Source organism: uncultured Butyricimonas sp. (genome assembly GCF_959596855.1).
GTDB lineage: Bacteria > Bacteroidota > Bacteroidia > Bacteroidales > Marinifilaceae > Butyricimonas > Butyricimonas muris.
The window spans coordinates 1-21449 of record NZ_CAUFYA010000048.1 but is presented as its reverse complement, the minus strand read 5'-3'; the positions used below and the strand labels follow the sequence as shown (position 1 = coordinate 21449).

The following is a 21449-nucleotide window of genomic DNA, read 5'->3' as shown; positions in this document are numbered from 1 at the left end:
AAAAAGAATGAGAAAGAGAATAATATTTATATTATGGGGAATCGCTTGTATGGCGTTTACAGTGATCTCCGGAAAAGATTTACCCAAAGCCGAGGTGGAGACTTTAAAAGGCGAACGAATGGATATCCGGGAGGTGATGAACGATTCGCTTCCGGTGGTGCTTACTTTTTGGTCAACGACCTGTAAGCCTTGTATCCAGGAGTTGGATGCCTTGACCGAGACATACGAGAGTTGGAAAAAGGAATTTGATTTTAAGGTGGTTGCCGTGTCCACGGATGACAGCCGTGCCTCTGCACGGGCCAAGATGATGGCGGCAGGAAGAGGATGGCCTTTTATGGTGGTTTTGGATAAAAACCAGAATTTGAAACGGGCGATGGATGTTAATTCAATACCCACTTTGTTTATCGTGAACCGGGAGGGAAAAATCATATACACGCATACCGGGTACACGCCGGGGAGCGAGTTGGAGGTGTATGAAAAATTGAAGGCGTTGAAGGTTGCCGACGAACAAAAGCAGAAGACCGTTGAATTAGCTAAAAAATAGACGAATGAAAAAATATTGTTATTTGGGGATGCTTTTGTCTGTGTTGGGAATAAATACGGTTGTTGCCCAACAGGTTTCTCGCGAAGGTTTTCTGTCGGGGAGTTTCGAGACGAATACGATTTATTATCTCCCGGATAGTAAAATCAAGGCGGAAGCCCCGGACGACCGTTTCGGGTCGAACAATTACTTGAAATTTGATTACAGGCTCGGGAAGTTCGCCGCGGGATTGATGTACGAGGCGTACTTGCCGGTTTTGCAGGGAATGCCCGGAGAATTGAAAGACGGGAAAATCGTATTCAAGTATGCGATGTTTGAAGATCGGGGATTGAACGTCCGGGTGGGTGATTTTTACGAACAATTCGGCAGCGGATTGTTGTTTCGGGCTTATGAGGATCGTACTTTGGGATTGAATACCTCGATTGAAGGAGTCCGGCTGCTGTATCACTATGGGGATCTTATTACCTTGAAGGGAATATACGGGCATCCCCGCAAATATATGGATCGGGCGGAAAGTCAAGTCCGGGGAATGGATTTAAGTTTGAATCTTTCTTCTTTATTTGACTTGCAACAATCGTTTCTGACGTTGGAGGGAAGCTTCCTAAGCAGATATGAACGTTATACCGGGACTTCGGAAGACGTGGATGCCAGCGTGGACAGTTATTCTTTTCGATTGGGATGGGAATATAACGGTTTCACGTTGAAAGGTGAGTTGGTGAAAAAGACGGGGGATGCCGCTTCTTACAATGATTGGAAAAACAAGAAAGGAAATGCCGGATTGATGGAGATCGGGTATTCCGGCAATAATCTGGGTGTACTTTTATCCGGGAGACGATTGGAATTCATGGAATTCCGTTCTTCCCGCGACGCGATCGGTATCGGCGAGGGGATTAACTATCTGCCATCGCTGACAAGACAATACACGTACTCCCTTGCCAATCTGAATCCCTATGCCACGCAAGGAAATGGTGAGATCGGGGGACAGGTAGATTTTTATTATAATTTTCCCCGGGATTCGAAATTGGGAGGAAGAAGAGGTATGAAAATAGCATTGAATTTCTCCACGTATTATGATTTGAAAGCCAAGAAAGACGGGGATGGATTTGAGGTGTTGGATTTCGGGGACGAATTGCTATTCCGGGATTTGAGCGTGGATATCACAAAAACTTTAAGCCCGAGTTTCAAGTGTATTCTGATGTACGCCATGCAATCTTTTAATCCTCTGATAACCGGACATAAGCCTGCAGAGTGGAAATCCAATCTTGTCGTGTTGGACGTGACTTATAAGTTGAATGTAAAGAACTCTTTCCGTTTGGAGTTACAACATTTGTGGACGGAACAGGATCAGAAAGAGTGGATGGCTGGATTGTTGGAATATAATATGGCTCCCCGGTGGAGTGTCTTTGCTTCGGATATGTATAACTACGGGGACACGGATTTGCATTATTATTCCGCGGGAGTCAGTTACGCGGTATCCCGTACACGGGTGGCATTGAATTACGGGCGTAATCGTGCCGGCTATAATTGTTCCGGGGGAGTGTGCCGGTTTGTCCCTGCCTACACGGGCTTTAACTTGTCATTAACAACATCTTTTTAGTTATGAAAAAATGGTATAGCATTATTATTTCTTTGGGCGTGTGTATCCTGTCTGTCGCGTGTAGCAGCAGCAATGATGAAAAGGAGAAGGACGAGTTGGTACTGAAAGCCGATAAAGAGGTATTATTGGCGGACGGGAAAGATTACGCTACTTTTTCCGTGTTTTATAATGGCGAGGATGTCTCGGCATCCAGCGTTATCGCCGTGAATGCGGAAGCAGGCTCTTTGAAGGGGAATGTCTTCTCTACCACAAAAGTCGGTTCCTATCTTTTTCAAGCCACCTATGAAGGAAAGAAATCCAATAACGTGGACGTGCAAGTGGGCGGGGAAACGGTATTCCGGAAGAATATACTTTTCCAGATGTTCACGAGCGTGGATTGTCCTAATTGTCCTGCCAAAAAAACGTTATTGAATTCTGTTTATTCTTCATTCCCGGAAGAAACATTTATCGTTAGTTATCATGGAAACTTGGGTGTGACCAATCCGTTTGCCACGACAGAATCCCTGAATACCTTGAATTTCTTGTGGGATGAATTGGGAAGTAAAGGACATTTTGCCCCTGCCTTTTATGATTATATCGATCAGATCAATGCCCATAACATGAAAGATGTGGTGAAAAAGCGGTTGACCGTGAAAGGTGAGCAAGGAATTGCTTTGTTTACTTCTCTGGAAGGGAATAAGGCTAAAGTGAAAGTCAAGGTTAAAACTTTGGTTCCTTTGGATGGTGATTGTCGTTTGGTTGTATTGATAACCGAAGATAATTGTATGTATGCGACAACCCGGTATGATAATATTTTCCGGTATTGCCTCACGGATTTGAAAGGGGACAAGATCACGAGTCTTGCCGCGGACGAGGAATGGGAGAAAACTTATGAAAAGGAGATTTCTTCGGATTACAAGAAAGACGAGATGATGGTTATCGCTTATCTGGTGCGTTACCGGGGAAGCGAGAAAGAGGCGGTGAATTGCCAAGGGGTGAAACTTGGAAATGAGCGGGATTATCTGATGCAGGCTTATGATGCGAACAGAAATCCATGGAATGAAGTAGAATAGTTTAATTTTAAAAGAAATGAAAATGAAAAAAAGTGTTTTGTGTTTGTTGGCAGTTGCTTTGATTGTGTTAGTGAATGCCTGTGGAGGAGGAAGTGAAGGAGATGGACCGGATCCGAGTGAAAAAGGATTGGTATTCAGCGTGGATAAGGATACGATTTATAAATCCGGGGATGACAAGGCAGTATTTACGGTGAAATACGACGGAGTTGACGTGACCTCTAAAAGTCGGATATTTGAACGTACATCGGAAAAATTTCTTGACGGGAATGAATTCGGAACTACAAAATTGGGTGAATTCGTATTCACGGCAGAATATCAGGGAGAAGTTTCTCAAGAGATAAAAATAGCCTCAGTCGAGGAGGAATATTACCAGGCGAATTTGTTGCTTTTTCATTTTACAAGTACCTATTGTATGAATTGTCCCCGGATGATTTATAGTATCAATGCGGCACGGGAAAAAGCTCCGGGAAGATTGATTAAAATTTCCTTCCACGGTCCTATGGAAGGGGATGATCCGATGCAGTTGAAGCCATACGCGGAACCCTTGATGAAAAAATTCAATTGTTATCTGACTTATCCGGTTGGCGTGTTGAATGGAGTGAGATGGTGGAATGAAGCCAAGGGGTTCGAGGATATGCAATCTTTTTTACCGGATAAAACGGATATCGGAGTGGCATTAACGACTCGGATTGAAGGTGATAAAGCATATATCGACATGAAGGTGAAAACGATGCGTATATATGACAAATCTTGTCGGGTGGCAGTGGTGCTTGTTGAAAATGGTTTGAATTACGAGCAATTGCAGGATGATCTTTCTTGGGATAAAACTTATATCCATGATGATGTGGTGCGGCGTTACTTGACGGACGTGCTGGGCGATCCTTTGGAAGAAGGTGAACTGAAGGTAGCTAAATTGCTCACGAAATCCTACACGTATGATATTTCTCCTTTGTTGGTACGCGATGAGGTGGACGTGGTCGCTTATATCATGAAAAATGACGGAACCGTGTTGAATTGTACGAGGGTGAAACTGGGAAAGAGTGTGGATTTTCAGGAAATAGAATAATTTCAGGATTATGTTGAAAGTATTTATTTGTCTATTATTCATCATTCCGTCCTGTATTGTTTTTGGACAGGAACAAGCGGTCGTGTCGACCGCTGTTCCTTTCTTGAATATAGCCCCGGATGCCCGCGGCGGAGGAATGGCGGAAACCGGAGTGGCAGGTCGACCGGACGTGTATTCCATGTATTATAATGCTTCCCGCTATGCTTTCGTGAAGGAGCGAGGGGGTGTGGCGTTTAGTTATTTACCTTGGATGAGAAATCTGATTAAAGGACAAAATCTATTCTCGCTGAACGGGTATTACTGTTTGGGGGAGAAGCAGACGATAGCGGCAGGAATCCGGTATTTGAAAGGAGATGATTTTGCCGGGACAGGTGCGACAGGTGAATCGGCAGGTAGTTTTTCTCCCTCGGATTACGTGCTGGAAGCCGCATATAGCCGGAGATTCGGACGATGTTTTTCAGCCGCGTTGACGTTTAAATATATCCGCACGGGGTTGGGAGAACTGAAAATGCCGGATGCGGACGGGTGCGATCCTTCCGGTGCTGTTGCTTTTGATATCTCGTGTTTTTATCAAAAAAAAATGGACGGTATATGGCTGTCGGTTTGGCGTGTAGGGGTGAATATCTCGAATATCGGCTCCAAAATAGCTTATATGACCGTGGGGAAGGAGGCTTATTTACCGGCAAATCTACGTTTGGGCGGCGCGTACGAGATGCGGGTGAATTATTGGCACCGGGTATCTGTTTCATTGGATATTAACAAGTTAATGGTGAGAACGTATGATCCGGACAAAAAGGATGAAAGCGTATTGAAAAACATAGCGGGTTCTTTCGGGAACGAAAAATTCTTGAAAAGTATCGTGTGGCAATTGGGAGCGGAATATGAATGGCGGGAGTTATTGGCGGTGAGGGCAGGATATTTCCATGAAAGCGAGATATACGGTTACCGGCAATACCTGACTTTAGGAGGCGGGGTTGCCCGGAAAGGTTTTATGCTGGATGCTTCCTATCTGTTCCCGACCGGAGAGAAAGATGCGCCTTACAAGAATACATTCAAGTTGTCATTAGGCTATTGTTTCAAGTAACCCGAGGTTTTACAATTCAAAAATAACTACATGGAAACACACAGGTTAATGAATTTGGCACGCGGGGGAATGTTTGGCATTGCATTCCTGTTTTGTATCGCTTGTCAAGATAAAAATATAATATCGGGAACAGAACCGGATTCGTCCGCGGATGGACTTGCAACAGGGGTTGTTTACGTTCAGTTTCAACGGGAGCAGGTTGCCGCCTACGCGAGCGATGACGGTGGCAATCGGACAGTCGGCAAATGGGAAAACGTGAATATCAAGCGTGTCTTTCCGCCTGCCGGTAAGTTCGAGGAACGTCATAAAGCGTTCGGGTTGGATTTATGGTACAAGATAGAAGTACCGGAAGGTACACGGGCACAGGATGTGGTGGATTATTTTTCCGTGCAGGACGGTGTTTTGGAAGTGGCGGAGGAGCGGGTTATACCGGAGCCTATGCCTTTACCCGTGACTGTATCGGCACTCGGTCGGGGAGAGGGGGAGAGCTTGCCGTTCAATGATCCCTACTTGGGGAAACAATGGCATTATGACCGGACCGGGAGCGTGGAAACTGCGGATAACGCACATATCGGTTTATTCAAGGGATGGGAAGTAACCGGAGGAAACCGGGACGTGATTGTTGCGGTTTTGGATGTTGGCGGGGATTATCTTCATGAAGACTTGAAAGATAATATATGGATTAATGAAAAGGAATTGAATGGAGTAGCCGGAACAGACGATGATAACAACGGTTACACGGATGATATTTACGGGTACAATTTTGTCGCGGGTTCGGGAACGATCAGCCGCGAGGATCACGGTACTCATGTCGCGGGGACAATTGCGGCTGTGAATAATAACGGGATTGGCGTTTGCGGTATTGCCGGAGGAACGGGTAAAGGAGACGGCGTGAGGATTATGCTGAATCAAGTGGGTACTTACACGGGGGGAGTGACTCAAAATTGGGAAGCTTTGGCTAACGCATTTGTGTATGCCGCGGATAATGGTGCTGTTATTTGCCAGTGTAGCTGGACTTTTCCTTATTCCAACAGTCTTTTGAAGCAAGGCATCGAGTATTTCGTGGAAAATGCGGGTTCCAGCGAGGGGAGTCCTATGCGGGGAGGAATGGTTGTCGTGGCGTCAGGCAATGACGGTCGGCACACGGATACTTACCCGGCAAGTTACGAGGTTTGTATCAGTGTCGCTGCCGTGACGAACCAAGGAAAAAAAGCTGCTTATTCGAATTATGACGAATCCGTTGATATATCCGCACCCGGCGGAGAGAAATCTCCCTCGGAATTTGGTATTTTCAGTACGTTGGCGAACAATAAATACGGGTATATGAATGGGACTTCTATGGCGTGCCCTCACGTGAGCGGTATTGCGGCGTTGATTGTTTCAGCCCATGCTGGTAAAGATTTTACCGCTGTCCGGTTAAAGGAAATTTTATTGGAATCCGTAATGAGTATTGAAGATACAGAACCGGAATATGCACCCTTGATGGGGAAAGGGGTTGCTCGTGCCGATCTGGCTTTATGGAAGAATGACGGGGTAGCACCGGAAAAGGTGAGTGATTTGCAATTCAAACAGGAAAATGAAGGGTATTATCTGGTGTGGAGTAATGCCTCGGATCAGAATGACGGTTCTCCCCGAAAATGTAATTTGTATAGAAGTGATCAACCTTTGAATGCTGCTGATTTAGACCGGGCAGAAATGGAAGAAATAGATTTACGGGGCAAGGAAGCGGGAGAGAGGATTACAGTAGAACTTCCTAAATCCGCAAATAGAAATACGATAGATTATTATGCTTTGACAAGTGCGGATCCGTGGGGGAACGTTTCCGGTTTGTCGAACGTGGTAGAAATTCGTTGGGCTCAGGTATTACCGGAGGAAGAACCCGAGCCGGAAAAGCCTGAGACACCGGAAAAGGGCATCGTTGTTTACCCGAATCCTACAACCGGCATATTAAATGTGAAATGGGGAAGCGCACAAGGTGCGAAGAGTGTAAACGTGTATGATTTAATGGCTCGGCGCGTATTCACGAAGATATTGAGTAATAATAAAAATTCCGGTGAAGAAACGGTGGATATATCCCGTTTACCTGTCGGACGTTACGTGTTGAAATTCAGCAGTGATGAAGGGGTTCAGGCTGTGAATGTCATTAAGATATGAGCTTGATTTGACGAGCTGAATGAGTGTGTTTTTTTTTCATAATTTGTTTGCCGGGGGAGAATGATCCGTTGGGTTGTTCTCCCCCTTTTTTACAAGCTTATTTTAGGAGGAATAAAAATAACAAGGTGTAGTTGGAAAGTAGGGTGTTTAATTAATAATTTAAAAATTTACAGTATGAAAAGAGTGAATTATTTTATCATGATTGTTTTTTGTGGATTGTCACTTTGTGGATGCGAAAAAGTAGAAGAGCAAAAAACAGAAAATGCAGTTGTTACTTATGAAACTTTGGAAAAAGAGTATGGGATTCATTTTACTGAAGTTGAAAATGATGGTACAGATGCTGTACCGATGTCATTGAATGAATTAAAAATGTTTTTGGAAAGTTTAGAAAAATTGAATGGGAAAAAAATTGAAGCAAACGTAACTAGAGAACCTGCTTTATCCCGAGGTGAAGCTTCATTTGTAGGTTCAATAGTTCGAATAGAAGAAGGGAATATAAATCTTGGTAGATTAGTTAAAATTAGGGTAGATTATTATCAGGAGGGGAAGTATTTCTATACCTATGTTTATGAGCAAAGTAGTGGTACTACATTATATCGCGGTACAAGAAACACAAAAGTTCATAATTTGATGTATGGAGGTGTAATATATAAATCTTTTGAAGAAAGTAATTGTACTGTTAATATAATAAATGGTTCACAAACGACAACTATAAATTTTAGATTACAAGTAGATTGGGATTTAGATACTGATCACGCAGAGTTTACTTTGTTTACTTTATTTATGTCGTAGATTATGAAAAAGTATATTTTTTTGATTTTTACTCTTGTGTTTTTGGGATGTCAGGATGATAATGAGCAAACTTTAGATTTAGATGCTACAAGTTATTCCGACACTCAACTGGAGCTATCTCTTAACGGAATACAGCTTGAGGGACGAACCGTAAAGATAAATCCTGAAAAAGGAACAAAAGCAGAACTTTATTTGATGTCGTTATTACCCGGAGAAAAAGAAACCAAAATCTTTGTGGTGGGAGAAAAAAATGAGATGGGAGTGAGTATTTACGGAAGTGATGAAAACAAGGATCGTACTCTTTCAGTTGTAGGAGAAATCAAAGATGAAAAACTCTCGTTACAGGCAGATGTAAAGATACATTCCGAAATTGTAGGTAAGTGGAAATTGCCTTCCGGAAATCAAGTGCCGACAGATAGATTGAATAACTCTGCTGTCTATGTTGATTTGGTTAATAAGGAGATGAAGTCTATTCAATTACCGGTTTTTCTTTATAACGGAAATGTGGATACCAATAATAAACCTATTTATGATTATCCTCAGACAGCTTTCATAGAAGATCCGGGTGATGGGAACGGGCGTTGGTTTGCAGAATGTGTAATGAACGGAGCTCTCTCTAATTTCTATTCATCTTTGCTTCCTGGAATCGAGTTTAGGGCTAACGGTCATGTTCAATTTACAATCGTACCATGGAAGGGAGAAGAGCCAATAATATTACCTGATGGGTTTATTCGTTATGGTATTTATGATGGGAAAATTTGGTTCATGGTTGAAAATGCAGAAAAAAATGCGAATGTCGGAATTGCTTTTCTTTTGAAACAAAAGGACGGGAAAGCTAAAATTGCTATTGATAAATCATTATTGAATACATTTATTGAACTTTCTCCTTATTTGAAGGCTTTATTGAATTATCAGAATAAGGTAGATATGTTTCAGCACGGAAAAGCAACCGAAGAATCCGTACAGATTTTTGTAGATAAAGATATGGTTGATTTATTACGTTCTGCTGAATATTTTGAATTAGGGATCAATTTGTTACCGGTTCAATAGCGAATGTGTGAATTATAATCCGACACACTAAAATGTGTGTTTTTTTCATAATTTGTTTGTTGGGGAGAATTTTACATGTTATAAATTTTCCCCATTTTTATGTGTATTAGATAAATAGAAAATGTATTTTTTTAGCCTGTCGGGGAGGGCGTTTCATAAGACATAAAAATAAGAAGTCTTATGAATAAAATAGATAATAGTATAGATCATCATGATCCCTTTGGATTTTTCGTGCGTCAAGGGGATTTTCAGCGAAAATGTTATTATTCGGAGATCCTGTGGGTGGAGGCTGACCGCTGTTATAGTGATATTTACCGGAAGGGAAAATCTCGGATTTCCGTGGTGCACCCGATGGCGTCGGTAGAACAGATGTTGCCGAAAGAGTGGTTTATGCGGATACACCGCAGTTATATCGTGAATCTTCGTTTTGTGGACGGTTTTGTTGGAAACTCGGTATGTATCGGGGAGAAGATGTTACCGATCAGTGCGCCATACAAGGAGAATTTGTATGCTTATTTTCATTTTTTGGATTCATTGAGAAGGAAAAAATGAGGGAATAAGTCGTGATTATTTGAACAAATAAATAAACCTGTCTTGTGGGATGCCTTGCCGACAGGTGAGGCATGGGGATGCAATTTCGGATAATCGGGATAATAGTTGGCGAAGCCGGGTTAATAAAGTTGGTAAAGGGTGGGTGCGTGGTGTATCTTTGGGATATAATTAAAAAACATAGAGTATGGGAGTATTACAAAACGTGATTCGGGAACTGGGGGATATCGTGAATCGCTTGTCGGTTTCCTCGAAAGAAAAACAGAAGATACAAGAGGAGATTCAATCTCTGGTGTATCGTTACAAGAGTGAGCTGGTGCGTGAACAGTCGGCGGCGGTGGGTGACGAGATGCGGGGAAATTGGTTACAACGGTCGTGGCGCCCGATCGTGATGCTGGTGCTCACGTTGTTGGTCGTGCTGGGAGTATTCACGGGATCGCCCATGTTGTTCGACAGTTCCCGCTTTTGGGATTTACTGGAGATCGGGGTAGGCGGGTACGTGATTGGTAGAAGCGGGGAACAGATTACCGGTAGCTTGTTGTCCCGGAAACGGAAATGAAATGCCGGGCGGGAGTTGTTGTTTTATCTAAAAAATTTATGTGTTATGGAAGTTATTGACAATTTGTTGTTCGGGGATAACGTGAAGTATTTACAGTGTTCGAAATGCAACGTGAAGTTATCACGTGTAGACACGCTCGTGCTGCACGGGACGGGAGGTGCAAGCGCCGTTTCGTCCGCCCTTTACTTGAGCAGACCGGACACGGGAGTATCGGCTCATGCGGTGATCGGTCGGGACGGGGAGATATTCCAGTTACTGCCTTTTGACGTGAAAGCGTGGCACGCGGGGAAGAGTTACCATGCCGGGAGAGTGAACTTGAATGATTGTTCAATCGGCATAGAACTGGATAATGCCGGGGAGTTGCAGCGGGTGGGCGACAGGTATTACTCGTATTTCGGGCGGGAATATTCTCCCGAGCAGGTGTACACGACCGAGATAGAAGGGAGAGCGAGGTACTGGCATCTATTTACGGAGGGGCAGTTTAAAATTCTGGAAGAGGTTTGTCGCTTGCTGAAAGAGAGGTATAGGATTAAATACCTCGTGAGGCATTCGGATATCACTTCACGAAAGGTAGACCCGGGACCGGCTTTCCCTTTTGGCGAGTTGAAAAAGAAATTAGGTTTTACAAATTAAAAAGGAGGTAGTTATGGCTCGTTATCAGTCAAAAGGATTCAATCGTTTCTCGGGACGGGTGGGGAACGTTATTTATTACAAGATGAGAGGGGAGTTTTACGCAAGAGCCTCCCCAACAGAAGTAAAAGATTGTCGCTCGGAATTGCAATTATACTACCGGGAAAGAATGCGGGGAACTGCCACCTTTTACGGGGTTGTCCGACAGACATTGCTGGCTCTCGTGTGGCAGGCAGTAGGGCAGAGAAAGAACCGATCGGCGTATAATCTTTTCGTGCAGGCTAATATCCGGGCGTTTAACGGGACTGCATTGCTGTATGAGCTGGTACGTTTCAGCTCGGGAAGTTTGGGCTTGCCCCATGATTTACAAGCGTGCCGGGAGGGTGATAAGGTTCGGTTGACGTGGAGGAATGAGAAGATGTTGAGCGATGAGCGGCTGGCAGACGAATTGTGGTGCGTGGTGATGACGGAGGACAAGGATTTTCGGATTATCGAACTGGGAGAAACCGGGGCGACCCGGGAGAATGAAATTGCCGAAGTAGAACTCACGACCGAGGAGAGGGGGAAGGTGCATTTTTATTGTTTCTTCGGGTCAGCGGGGAGAGATGATTTCTCGGAGAATTTACATTTCGTGTTATGAATATATGTTTTATTTTAAAATTTGAGATTATGGCATTATTTAAATCATTTTTGTTGGGAGACGTGAGAAAATCAGTGGCTAACGTGACGATGTACGCCGGTGCGAACGGGTACAGTATCGCGCGAGGCAAGAGAAACACGGTGCGCAACCCGCGGACGCCCGCTCAATTGACGCAACGGGCGAAGTTGAAGGCACTGGAGGAGGCTTCCCGGTATTTTGCCCCGGCGGCAGCCCTCGGTTTCCCGGGACGTAAGGGAGGTAACACGTTCTATAACGCGTTCGTGTCATCGAACATGGCGGCGGTGACGGTGGACGAGAATTACGAGCCCACGATTGATTTCGAAAAACTCAAGTGTGCCGCCGGTTCTTTACAAAACGGTAAAGTGATTATCACGGTGGACGAGGAGAACGGTAAGGTGATGGTTTCACAGGAGGCTCAAACTCGGTGGAACACGGTAGCTAACCCGACAGACGTGTTGCACGTGGTGATTTACGAGAAGACCAAGAAGGAGATGATCGTGGAAGCTTGCCGGAACCGCAAGGAAGCGGGTTCAACATCGATCGCTATGGACGAGGGATGGAGTAAAGAGAATCTCGTGTTTTACGCTTTCATGTTGTCGAAGGACAAGCGGAAGGCATCGGATAGCGTGACGGTTCGACCGGAATAGAGTTTTTTCCCGCGAGTCGAGAGGCTCGCGGGAATTTACGATTTATGATTCCGGGATTCTAAGATTTTGATATTTCGTTATTTTTCAGTGCATTTTGTTTGTCGGGGTTAATATTTATTTGTACTTTTGCGCCCGTATTAGAAAAATATAATGTCTAATTTATTAGAGGACAAGCATTTATTATTATGACAGAAGAACAAAAAGAAATGCAAGTGGAACTTGCACAAGAAGAAACCAAGAAAGCTGCTCCGGTAGCAACAACAAGTGCCGAGGCTGATGACAATTTTGATTGGGAAGCCTATGCAAATGATGATGTAATCCCCGCATCTGAAAAAGAAGAATTAGTAAACAGGTATGCTGAAACTCTTTCATCAGTAGTTGAGAAAGAAGTTGTTGAAGGTACTGTTATCTCGATGAACAAGAGAGAAGTCGTTGTAAACATCGGTTACAAGTCAGACGGTATCATTTCATTGAATGAATTCCGTTACGATCCGGAATTGAAAGTGGGAGATAAAGTAGAAGTTTACGTTGAGACTCAAGAAGACAAAAAAGGTCAGTTGACTCTTTCTCACAAGAAAGCAAGAGCTTTACGTAGCTGGGATCGTGTTAATGCTGCGTTGGAAAACGACGAGATTATCAAAGGATTTGTTAAATGTCGCACGAAGGGCGGTATGATCGTTGACGTATTCGGTATCGAGGCATTCTTACCGGGTTCTCAGATCGATGTTAAGCCGATTCGTGACTATGATATTTATGTTGGGAAGACGATGGAATTCAAGGTGGTTAAAATCAACCAAGAGTTCAAGAACGTTGTTGTATCTCACAAGGCTCTTATCGAGGCTGAGTTGGAACAGCAGAAGAAAGACATCATCTCCAAACTTGAAAAAGGACAGGTACTTGAAGGTACCGTTAAGAATATCACTTCTTACGGTGTATTCATCGACTTGGGTGGCGTAGACGGATTGATCCACATTACCGACCTTTCTTGGGGCCGCGTAAATCACCCGAACGAGATCGTGGAATTAGACCAGAAGTTGAATGTTGTTATTCTTGACTTCGATGACGAGAAGAAACGTATCGCTCTTGGTTTGAAACAATTGACTCCGCACCCGTGGGATGCTTTGAGCGCAGACTTGAAGGTAGGTGACCGCGTGAAAGGTAAAGTAGTTGTTATGGCTGATTACGGTGCTTTCGTTGAGATTGCCCCGGGCGTTGAAGGTTTAATTCACGTTTCAGAGATGTCATGGTCACAACATTTGCGTTCCGCTCAAGATTTCATGAAAGTAGGAGATGAGGTAGAGGCTGTAGTTCTTACCTTGGATCGTGATGAGAGAAAGATGTCTTTGGGTATCAAGCAATTGAAAAACGACCCGTGGCAAAATATCGAAGAGAAGTATGCTGTTGGCACGAAACATAAAGCTATCGTGCGTAACTTCACGAACTTCGGAGTATTCGTTGAGATCGAGGAAGGTGTTGACGGTTTGATCCACATTTCTGATTTGTCTTGGACGAAGAAAGTGAAACACCCGGCTGAGTTTACCCAAATCGGAGCCGATATTGATGTAGTTGTTCTTGAAATTGACAAGGATAACAGAAGATTGAGCTTAGGTCACAAGCAATTGGAAGAGAATCCTTGGGATGTATTCGAAACCATCTTCACGGTTGATTCTATCCACGAAGGTACGATTACCGAAATCTTCGATAAGGGTGCCGTTATCGCATTGCCTTACGGCGTAGAAGGATTCGCAACTCCTCGCCACTTGGTAAAAGAAGACGGTTCTCAGGCTAAGGTTGACGAGAAATTGGCGTTCAAGGTGATCGAATTCAATAAGGGTGCCAAAAGAATCATTCTTTCTCACTCTCGTATTTTCGAAGACGAGCAGAAAGCTACTGATAACGCGAAGAAGAAAGATGAGGCTAGCGCAACTAAAAAAGCAGTGAAGAAAGTGAAAGAGAAACTGGAGAAAACCACGTTGGGTGACATCACCGAGTTGGCTGCTTTGAAAGACCAAATGGAAGCTAGAGAAGAAGAAGAAAAGAATAATAACTAGTGAAGTTTGAGCTAACTATATTAGGGTGCGGTTCTGCCGTACCCACGCTTCAACGAAATGCTGCCGCTCAAGTACTTAATGTACTTGAGCGGTACTTTCTTATTGACTGCGGGGAGGGAACCCAGCAGCAATTGCGGCGTTTCAAGGTGCCGTATAACAAGATCAATCATATTTTTATTTCCCATTTGCACGGGGATCATTTTTTCGGTTTGATCGGTTTGTTGTCCAGTCTTTCTTTGCAGGACAGGAAAGCCGAATTGCACGTTTACTCGGACAAGCGTTTGCAAGAGATTATCGAGTTTCAGTTGAAAGTGATGAATACCCGTTTGAATTTTCCCTTGATTTTTCATCATTTGGAACGGGAACCCGCTTTGATTTATGAAGACAAAGCGTTGACCGTGCGTACTTTTCCTTTGAAACATCGTTATGATGCTCCCGTGACAGGTTTTTTATTTACCGAGAAAGAACGGGAAAGAACGATTCGCCGGGATATGACGGATGCTTTCCAAGTGCCGGTGGCTTTCATGCACCGGCTGAAAAAGGGCGAGGATTTCGTGACTCCCGATGGAGAGGTGATCGCTAATTGCCGCTTGACGATGGCTCCGCCTGCCGTCCGATCCTACGCTTACATGACCGACACGTTGTTCCGGGAGTGCTTTGCCGAACACGTGAAAGGTGTGGATTTACTTTATCATGAATCCACTTACGGGAACGAGTTTGAAGATTTAGCTAAAGAAACATTCCACAGTACCGCGGGGCAAGCGGCGCGAATGGCTCTACTTGCCGAAGCAAAACACCTCCTGCTGGGACATTTTTCATCCCGTTATCCCGATCCTACCCCTTTGTTGAAACAAGCCCGGGAGATTTTCCCGAACACGGATTTGTGTTATGACGGGGCTGTATTCGAGTTACCCGTGGCGAAACGAGGGTAAGGCTGGAAATGTTTTTCATGATAATTGATTTGTTCGGTTTGGATTTTGATGTTATTTCGTATATTTGTCCTAATGGTGTGAAATTTGGGCAGCATGATAGATGAAGAGTTGATTTTATCCGGAGTGAATCGTAAAAATGAAAAGGCTTGGGCAAGTCTTTATGAGCATTTTTATGCGGCATTGTGTGTGTACGTGAACCGGATATTGAAGGGATCGGAGAGTACGGAAGATTTAGTACAAGAAGTTTTTATCGCCATTTGGAGTTCGGATAAGAAATTCGAATCTTTGCAGGATTTGACCCGTTATTTGTACAGGGCATGTTATAATAACGCATTGGTGTTTGTACGGAATAATCAGATTCATGATACAATTTTGAATTCGATAGGAGCAACGGAAGAGTCGACCGTTGATGATGTATATGCTTTGACTGTTCGGGAAGAGGTTACAAGGCAATTATATATGTATATCGAACAGTTGCCGCCGGAACAGAAAAAAGTGATCCTAATGAGTATCGAGGGATATTCATGGGATGAGATCGCGGAAAAATTAGGGATAAGTGTAAATACCGTGAAAACGCATAAAAGTCGTGGTTTCAAGTCGTTGCGTTCAAAACTTCAAGATTCTGTCTGTCTTTTTTTAATTTAATTGGAAAAAAATAGCTGGTCATGTCATCTGAAATCGAGAGTTATGTATTATAGAAATACATAACGAGATGATAACAGATGATGATGAAGAAAAATATATATGATGATGCTTCTTTGATTAGAAAATCTTTGCTGGAAGATTTGGAAGAAGGAGAGCAAAAGGAGTTGGGACAATTGCTGGATAATCCGGAAATACAAGAAGTGTACGGGCAATTAAGTGATCCCGTGTATCTGAAAAAGCAGTTTATCGAATACGAGAATTATTCCGGTAAGAAAGGGTATACTGTTTTTAAAGAGAAGATAAATCGAGCCAGAAGAGTCAGAATGATCCGTTGGGGAGCGGCTGTCGCTGCCGTGTGGGTGATTGCTTTAGGTATCATGTTGTGGATGACATCGGGTGAGAAGAATGGTGACGAGAAAGGATTGCCTGTTGCTTCGAATATTATCCCGGCCGGAGAGAAACGGGCTAGATTGACGTTGGCAGACGGGAGTACCGTAATGATAGCGGAAACAAGTACACGGGTGTTGAAAGAAAAAGGAGCCCGTATTGAATACAAGAACGGGGAGATTTTTTATAATACAGAAATAAAAACCACGGAGATCGTTTATAACGAGTTAGAGGTTCCAAGGGGCGGAGAGTGTATTATTACGTTGGATGACGGAACAAAGGTATGGGTTAACGCGGAAACCAAGCTTAAATATCCGGTGTCTTTTGCTGGCGAACAACGGGAGGTTATCTTGGAAGGGGAAGCTTTTTTTGAAGTAGCGAAAGACAAGAAACCTTTTATCGTGAAGACTTCTTTCGGGGACGTGAGGGTTTTAGGTACCGCATTCGGGATAAATGCCTATGTCGACCAGTCGGAAGGTTATACCACGTTGGTAAGAGGAAAGGTAAGTGTGACGGCAGGAGCAGGTGAACCGTTGGTTATTCAGCCCGGGGAGCAGGTGGTATCGTCTAAGGACGGGAAAACGCGGAAACAGGAGGTGAACGTGGACGAATTCGTAGGGTGGAAAGACGGGATATACGTGTTCCGGGATAAAAAACTGGTTGATATTATGAATACCTTGGAGAGATGGTATAATATATCCGTTCTTTTTGAAGATGAAAGTCTGAAAAGCCTGTTATTTACAGGTAACTTGAAACGTTATGATGATATTAATGTATTTTTCGACGCTTTATCCCGTACGGGGGATTTGAAGTATCGGGTGGAAAGAAATCACGTGATTTTATATAAATAAACTAAAACGAGATAACGGACGACAAATTTCTCAGGTTCGCAGCCCATTATCTCATCTTAACAAGTAATTTACAAATATATGAAAAAAAATCAATGTTTGAAGTGGAAATGGCTTTTTAAATGGAGAAGCTTTTTTCACGTGCTGGGTTTAACAATGGTACTGTCATTGGGAAGTTTCTCGGGATATGGGGCGAGAAACGTACAAGACACTATTTCCTTGGATTTGAAAGAGGTAAAATTGGAGAAATTCGTGGAGGTGATGAAAGAGAAGACCGGGTTGAATTTCTTGTATAATTCCTCTCTGTTTAAGGGTATGGAGCCGATTTCTGTCGTTGCTAAAGGAGAACCGTGGGAAACGGTGTTGCGGGGGGTGTTAGATAAAGTCGGTTTCATGTATGACGTGAAAGATGAAATTGTTGTTATCAAGCGAGTGCCAACGGAGGATAAAAATGGACAAGAGAAACGTTCCAGAATGATCAAAGGAAGGGTTACTGATGCAAATAAAGAGCCGCTCCCGGGAGTAACGGTGTTATTCAAGGGAACAACGGTCGGGACAGCAACAAACACGAATGGGGAATTTTCGTTGAATGTTGTAGAGGGAATTGATACGTTAGTAGTTACTTTCGTGGGGATGAAAACTCAGTATCTGCGTTTAGTGGAGGGAAAAACGGAATACCGAATTCAAATGCAGGAAGACGTCGAGACATTGGAAGATGTTGTGGTAACGGGATACGGTAACGTGTCAAAGGGGAATTACACGGGTGCGTCTACCAACGTGAAAGTTGCCGAGGTGATGATGGCCGGAGTTTCTTCTATTGATCAGATGTTGCAAGGTGTTGTACCCGGAATGTTGGTAAGGAATACAAGCGGACAGGTCGGGGCGACGTCTAAAATCCGAGTACGGGGTACTTCCACGTTGTTGGGGAGTCAAGAACCGGTCTGGGTGGTCGACGGGGTAGTACAACGGGATCCTCAGCCTTTCAATTCGGATGATAACACGAAGTTCACGATGGATGCCGATGACATCAGGCAATTGGCGGGGAACGCAATTTCTTGGTTGAATCCGTATGATATAGAGACGATCACGGTGCTGAAGGATGCTTCCGCTACTGCAATTTACGGTTCAAAGGCGGCGAATGGCGTGATAGTGATCACGACAAAGAAAGCGAAGCAAGGGCAACTTGCCGTGAATTATAACGGTAGTTTTTCTATCGGGCAACGTCCTCGTTACGGGTTGTATGACCGGATGAATTCAGCCGAGCATATGCAATTTTCGAAAGATATATATGGTGAACATCGTAAGTATACTTCCCGAATTTTGCCTATCGGTTACGCCGGGTTGGTACAGAAATTGACAAATAAGGAAATTACGGTGGAGGAGATGGATAAGGAATACCAGAAAATGGCACGCCAAAATACGGATTGGTTTAAGTTGTTATTCCGGAATTCATTTAATCATTCCCATGCAATCAGTATTAGCGGAGGATCTGAAAAATTGATGAATAGGACTTCTTTTAGTTTCACGGAAGAAAAAGGAGAGGCAAAAGGGAATGAGGTTACTTCGTTTACCGCCACTTCAAACACGACGGCTGTTTTCGGGGAGAGTCTGATTGCTAATTTGTTGTTGAAAGGAACGATCCGGGAGGTCGACGGTTTTGCTTACGGGGTAGATCCTTTTAATTATGCCTACAATACGACCCGGGTTATTCCGGCATACAACGAGGATGGTTCATTGTATTATCACGGAAAAAGAGGGACCGCTAGTTATGCAATGCCGAATAAAGATGTATATGATTATAATATTCTGAATGAGTTGGATAACACGGGGAGTTCAAACAGCATGAGAACTTGGGGAACAACGATCGATTTGAAGTGGAAACTTTTGCCCGGGTTGGAATATCAAGGATTGTTTTCCTATACTTCATCTTCTGCTAATTCAAAGAAGTATGCCAGTGAGCGTTCGTTTTATATCACACAGATGCGCGGCTACGAATTCGGGACAGTTCAAGCGAATAGCACGGAAATGAAATCGTCTCCACTGCCTTTTGGCGGGTTGCTGGAAATGGATTTGGTAAACACGACGACGATTACCGTTCGGAATAGTTTGGTGTATGACCGTTTATTTCAGGATAAACATCGGTTGACCTTACAACTTGGGATAGAAACGAATTCTGTAAAAACAAAAGGTGAAACAACGAAACGTTATGGTTATTTGCCGGAACGGGGAGAGACTTTTGTCGTGCCTCCCGCCACTTATTTAAACGGAAACCGCACAATGGATAACATGACGATTGCAACAGGAAGTGCTTCTGTAATCAATCGGCTCGAGAACGAGTTGAGCGAGTATGCTTCAGCTATTTACACGTATGATAATCGTTACGTGGTGAATCTGAATGCCCGTTTGGATGCATCGAACCGATTTTCCCAAGATAAAAATAAACGGGTGGAACCTACATGGTCTGCTGGGGTGAAATGGCGAGTGAAACAAGAGGTGTTTGCGAGTGATTGGTGGTGGTTGAATAATTTGGATTTATACGGTTCATATGGTTATCAAGGTAACGCGGTACCTTCGGTATCTCCTTATTTGATTGCCTCGACCGGGACACTGAATCATTTGTATCAATCGTATATTATGGAAGTGAAATCGTTGCCCTATCCGGAGCTTGGATGGGAAAAGACGAAAACGTACAATTTCGGAGTGGATGCTTCCTTGTTGAAAGGACGATTGAATTTCACGTTCAATTATTTTGATAAAAAGAGTTATGTACTCGCTTCGCGTAATGTTCCTTACGAGAATGGAATGGGAAATAGCGTGGTGTCCGGTTCTAATATGAAGAATTACGGGTATGATTTCGTGATTGAGGTTGTTCCCGTGCAAACGAAGGATTTTAGTTGGCATCTTTCATTGAATACTTCGGTTACCCGTAATAAAGTGGAAAAGAATCAGCGAGTGAATCAATTGAGTGATTATCTCAACGGGACAAGTATTGTGAACGGTAGACCGTTTTCGACGTTTTATTCTTATGAATTTGATAAATTGGATTCCGAGGATGGTCGACCGCTGTTCAAAAATATGGATATCGAGGGTGCTGACAGTGCTTTGGATTTTTTAGTCGAATCCGGGAAGTTTACGCCGGACTTTTCCGGTGGACTGAATATCATGTTCAAGTACAAAAGTTGGTCACTGTACGCTTTGTTTGCGGTACAATGGGGAGGGCATGGACGTTTGCCCGAGTTATATCCGGGAGCCTCTGTTCAGGTGAATGGTCTTCCGATGCCGGAACAGAATGTTTCCCGGAAATTGATAAATCGTTGGAAAACACAAGGAGACGAGGCACGGACGAGTATACCTTCCTTGCCGGGGCTTGGAAATGAGAAAATAGATATACCTGTAACTACAGAGTCAACGAGTACCTTGGAGAATCTTTATCATTTGTATAATTTATCGGATCAACTGGTGGCGAACACGGATTTTATCCGTTGTCGTTCGCTCTCATTGGCCTACGAGTTGAATCCCCAGTGGTTGAAACGGTTATATATCCAACGTATGCAGGTAAAAGCGAGTATGACGAATCCGTTTATATGGGTTTTCGACAAGAAATGGGACGGGTTGGACCCGGAAACAGGGAATTGGCCGGCTCGTCGGATTACCTCTTTGTCTATACAAATAGCATTTTAGTAGTTGGAAATTTAAAATGATAGGACATGAAGATATTTAGAATATTACAGATAATGAGTTTAATCGGGGTGTTAATCCCGATGGGGTGTTCCGATTTTTTGGAAAAGAAATCTCAAGACGAGGTGATCGTGACAACGGTATCGGATTTTGATGAATTTCTATTGGGCTCCGGGTATGTTACTTATGTACAGTATGCAAATCTTTATTTTTTGGATGATGATATTGAATATTATGAATCAGAGTATTATGATGAGTTGTCCGATGTGATGGCTTCTTATGGTTTTCAATCTTGGCAACCGGATATGTGGGAGAGTGAAGAAGTTATTCGGACTAATTGGGAAACTTACACTAGTACATATTCTCGTATCATGGGTGTTAATGCTGTTTTGGATGGAATTGACAAAGCAAGAGGGGAGATCGAGGCTCGTGATCAGGTGAAAGCGGAGGCTTTGGCTTTGCGGGGGTACTATTATTTTAGATTTTTATCGGTTTGACTTAACCGATTGAGAAATAAACTATTAGC

General features: G+C 43.5%; 19 protein-coding genes. All 19 read left to right on the top strand.

From position 1 onward, the window contains the following. The first annotated feature begins 7 nt into the window (after positions 1 to 7). The 19 genes from Q5866_RS17205 to Q5866_RS17115 all read left to right on the top strand — a co-directional run bounded on the left by Q5866_RS17205 (position 8) and on the right by Q5866_RS17115 (position 21420). Positions 8 to 544, top strand: coding sequence for a TlpA disulfide reductase family protein (locus tag Q5866_RS17205; RefSeq protein WP_303181497.1), 537 nt, complete (start codon positions 8 to 10; stop codon positions 542 to 544). A 4-nt stretch (positions 545 to 548) separates the two neighbouring features. Then, the gene (locus Q5866_RS17200; RefSeq protein ID WP_303181496.1) at positions 549 to 2138 is read left to right on the top strand and encodes a DUF6029 family protein; all 1590 of its coding nucleotides are present in this window, start codon (positions 549 to 551) and stop codon (positions 2136 to 2138) included. A gap of 2 nt (positions 2139 to 2140) precedes the next feature. Further along, positions 2141 to 3190, top strand: a complete 1050-nt coding sequence (locus Q5866_RS17195; RefSeq protein WP_303181495.1) for an Omp28-related outer membrane protein — start codon at positions 2141 to 2143, stop codon at positions 3188 to 3190. Positions 3191 to 3212: 22 nt separating this feature from the next. After that, positions 3213 to 4256, top strand: a complete 1044-nt coding sequence (locus tag Q5866_RS17190; RefSeq protein WP_303181493.1) for an Omp28-related outer membrane protein — start codon at positions 3213 to 3215, stop codon at positions 4254 to 4256. A gap of 10 nt (positions 4257 to 4266) precedes the next feature. Next, entirely contained in the window at positions 4267 to 5340 is a 1074-nt protein-coding gene (porV, locus tag Q5866_RS17185; RefSeq protein ID WP_303181492.1) for a type IX secretion system outer membrane channel protein PorV, read from the top strand. Between the two features lie 30 nt (positions 5341 to 5370). Then, positions 5371 to 7494, top strand: a complete 2124-nt coding sequence (locus tag Q5866_RS17180; protein WP_303181491.1) for a S8 family serine peptidase — start codon at positions 5371 to 5373, stop codon at positions 7492 to 7494. A gap of 174 nt (positions 7495 to 7668) precedes the next feature. After that, on the top strand, positions 7669 to 8286 hold the full coding sequence (locus Q5866_RS17175; protein WP_303181490.1) for a hypothetical protein: 618 nt from the start codon (positions 7669 to 7671) through the stop codon (positions 8284 to 8286). A gap of 3 nt (positions 8287 to 8289) precedes the next feature. Beyond that, positions 8290 to 9336, top strand: coding sequence for a DUF4925 domain-containing protein (locus tag Q5866_RS17170; RefSeq protein ID WP_303181488.1), 1047 nt, complete (start codon positions 8290 to 8292; stop codon positions 9334 to 9336). 180 nt (positions 9337 to 9516) lie between these two features. Further along, positions 9517 to 9888 carry a LytTR family DNA-binding domain-containing protein gene (locus Q5866_RS17165; protein WP_292267397.1) on the top strand — a complete coding sequence of 124 codons (372 nt, stop codon included), beginning with the start codon at positions 9517 to 9519 and terminating at the stop codon, positions 9886 to 9888. 184 nt (positions 9889 to 10072) lie between these two features. Beyond that, positions 10073 to 10444 (top strand): 3TM-type holin, encoded by a 372-nt coding sequence (locus tag Q5866_RS17160; protein WP_303181486.1) that lies wholly within the window; start codon positions 10073 to 10075, stop codon positions 10442 to 10444. A 45-nt stretch (positions 10445 to 10489) separates the two neighbouring features. Then, positions 10490 to 11077 carry an N-acetylmuramoyl-L-alanine amidase gene (locus tag Q5866_RS17155; protein WP_303181484.1) on the top strand — a complete coding sequence of 196 codons (588 nt, stop codon included), beginning with the start codon at positions 10490 to 10492 and terminating at the stop codon, positions 11075 to 11077. A 13-nt stretch (positions 11078 to 11090) separates the two neighbouring features. Then, positions 11091 to 11714, top strand: coding sequence for a DUF6266 family protein (locus Q5866_RS17150; RefSeq protein ID WP_303181482.1), 624 nt, complete (start codon positions 11091 to 11093; stop codon positions 11712 to 11714). Between the two features lie 29 nt (positions 11715 to 11743). Further along, complete coding sequence (locus Q5866_RS17145) at positions 11744 to 12382, top strand: DUF6266 family protein (RefSeq protein ID WP_303181481.1); 639 nt, start codon at positions 11744 to 11746, stop codon at positions 12380 to 12382. Between the two features lie 185 nt (positions 12383 to 12567). Further along, positions 12568 to 14433 carry a 30S ribosomal protein S1 gene (rpsA, locus tag Q5866_RS17140; protein WP_303181479.1) on the top strand — a complete coding sequence of 622 codons (1866 nt, stop codon included), beginning with the start codon at positions 12568 to 12570 and terminating at the stop codon, positions 14431 to 14433. Next, positions 14433 to 15365: a ribonuclease Z gene (locus Q5866_RS17135; RefSeq protein WP_099292321.1), complete on the top strand. Its 933-nt coding sequence runs from the start codon at positions 14433 to 14435 to the stop codon at positions 15363 to 15365. Before rpsA ends, Q5866_RS17135 begins: the two co-directional genes overlap by 1 nt. A 93-nt stretch (positions 15366 to 15458) precedes the next feature. Then, on the top strand, positions 15459 to 16010 hold the full coding sequence (locus tag Q5866_RS17130) for an RNA polymerase sigma factor (RefSeq protein ID WP_099292322.1): 552 nt from the start codon (positions 15459 to 15461) through the stop codon (positions 16008 to 16010). A 77-nt stretch (positions 16011 to 16087) separates the two neighbouring features. Then, on the top strand, positions 16088 to 17248 hold the full coding sequence (locus tag Q5866_RS17125) for a FecR family protein (protein ID WP_303181478.1): 1161 nt from the start codon (positions 16088 to 16090) through the stop codon (positions 17246 to 17248). A 78-nt stretch (positions 17249 to 17326) separates the two neighbouring features. Beyond that, the gene (locus tag Q5866_RS17120; protein ID WP_303181476.1) at positions 17327 to 20926 is read left to right on the top strand and encodes a SusC/RagA family TonB-linked outer membrane protein; all 3600 of its coding nucleotides are present in this window, start codon (positions 17327 to 17329) and stop codon (positions 20924 to 20926) included. 26 nt (positions 20927 to 20952) lie between these two features. Further along, entirely contained in the window at positions 20953 to 21420 is a 468-nt protein-coding gene (locus Q5866_RS17115; RefSeq protein WP_303181475.1) for a RagB/SusD family nutrient uptake outer membrane protein, read from the top strand. The last annotated feature ends 29 nt before the right edge of the window (positions 21421 to 21449 follow it).

Excerpts from the sequence above, each read along its gene's own strand:
- Q5866_RS17205 (WP_303181497.1), top strand. The coding sequence starts at position 8 with ATGAGAAAGAGAATAATATTTATATTATGGGGAATCGCTTGTATGGCG.
- Q5866_RS17200 (WP_303181496.1), top strand. The coding sequence starts at position 549 with ATGAAAAAATATTGTTATTTGGGGATGCTTTTGTCTGTGTTGGGAATA.
- Q5866_RS17195 (WP_303181495.1), top strand. The coding sequence starts at position 2,141 with ATGAAAAAATGGTATAGCATTATTATTTCTTTGGGCGTGTGTATCCTG.
- Q5866_RS17190 (WP_303181493.1), top strand. The coding sequence starts at position 3,213 with ATGAAAAAAAGTGTTTTGTGTTTGTTGGCAGTTGCTTTGATTGTGTTA.
- porV (WP_303181492.1), top strand. The coding sequence starts at position 4,267 with ATGTTGAAAGTATTTATTTGTCTATTATTCATCATTCCGTCCTGTATT.
- Q5866_RS17180 (WP_303181491.1), top strand. The coding sequence starts at position 5,371 with ATGGAAACACACAGGTTAATGAATTTGGCACGCGGGGGAATGTTTGGC.
- Q5866_RS17175 (WP_303181490.1), top strand. The coding sequence starts at position 7,669 with ATGAAAAGAGTGAATTATTTTATCATGATTGTTTTTTGTGGATTGTCA.
- Q5866_RS17170 (WP_303181488.1), top strand. The coding sequence starts at position 8,290 with ATGAAAAAGTATATTTTTTTGATTTTTACTCTTGTGTTTTTGGGATGT.
- Q5866_RS17165 (WP_292267397.1), top strand. The coding sequence starts at position 9,517 with ATGAATAAAATAGATAATAGTATAGATCATCATGATCCCTTTGGATTT.
- Q5866_RS17160 (WP_303181486.1), top strand. The coding sequence starts at position 10,073 with ATGGGAGTATTACAAAACGTGATTCGGGAACTGGGGGATATCGTGAAT.
- Q5866_RS17155 (WP_303181484.1), top strand. The coding sequence starts at position 10,490 with ATGGAAGTTATTGACAATTTGTTGTTCGGGGATAACGTGAAGTATTTA.
- Q5866_RS17150 (WP_303181482.1), top strand. The coding sequence starts at position 11,091 with ATGGCTCGTTATCAGTCAAAAGGATTCAATCGTTTCTCGGGACGGGTG.
- Q5866_RS17145 (WP_303181481.1), top strand. The coding sequence starts at position 11,744 with ATGGCATTATTTAAATCATTTTTGTTGGGAGACGTGAGAAAATCAGTG.
- rpsA (WP_303181479.1), top strand. The coding sequence starts at position 12,568 with ATGACAGAAGAACAAAAAGAAATGCAAGTGGAACTTGCACAAGAAGAA.
- Q5866_RS17130 (WP_099292322.1), top strand. The coding sequence starts at position 15,459 with ATGATAGATGAAGAGTTGATTTTATCCGGAGTGAATCGTAAAAATGAA.
- Q5866_RS17125 (WP_303181478.1), top strand. The coding sequence starts at position 16,088 with ATGATGATGAAGAAAAATATATATGATGATGCTTCTTTGATTAGAAAA.
- Q5866_RS17120 (WP_303181476.1), top strand. The coding sequence starts at position 17,327 with ATGAAAAAAAATCAATGTTTGAAGTGGAAATGGCTTTTTAAATGGAGA.
- Q5866_RS17115 (WP_303181475.1), top strand. The coding sequence starts at position 20,953 with ATGAAGATATTTAGAATATTACAGATAATGAGTTTAATCGGGGTGTTA.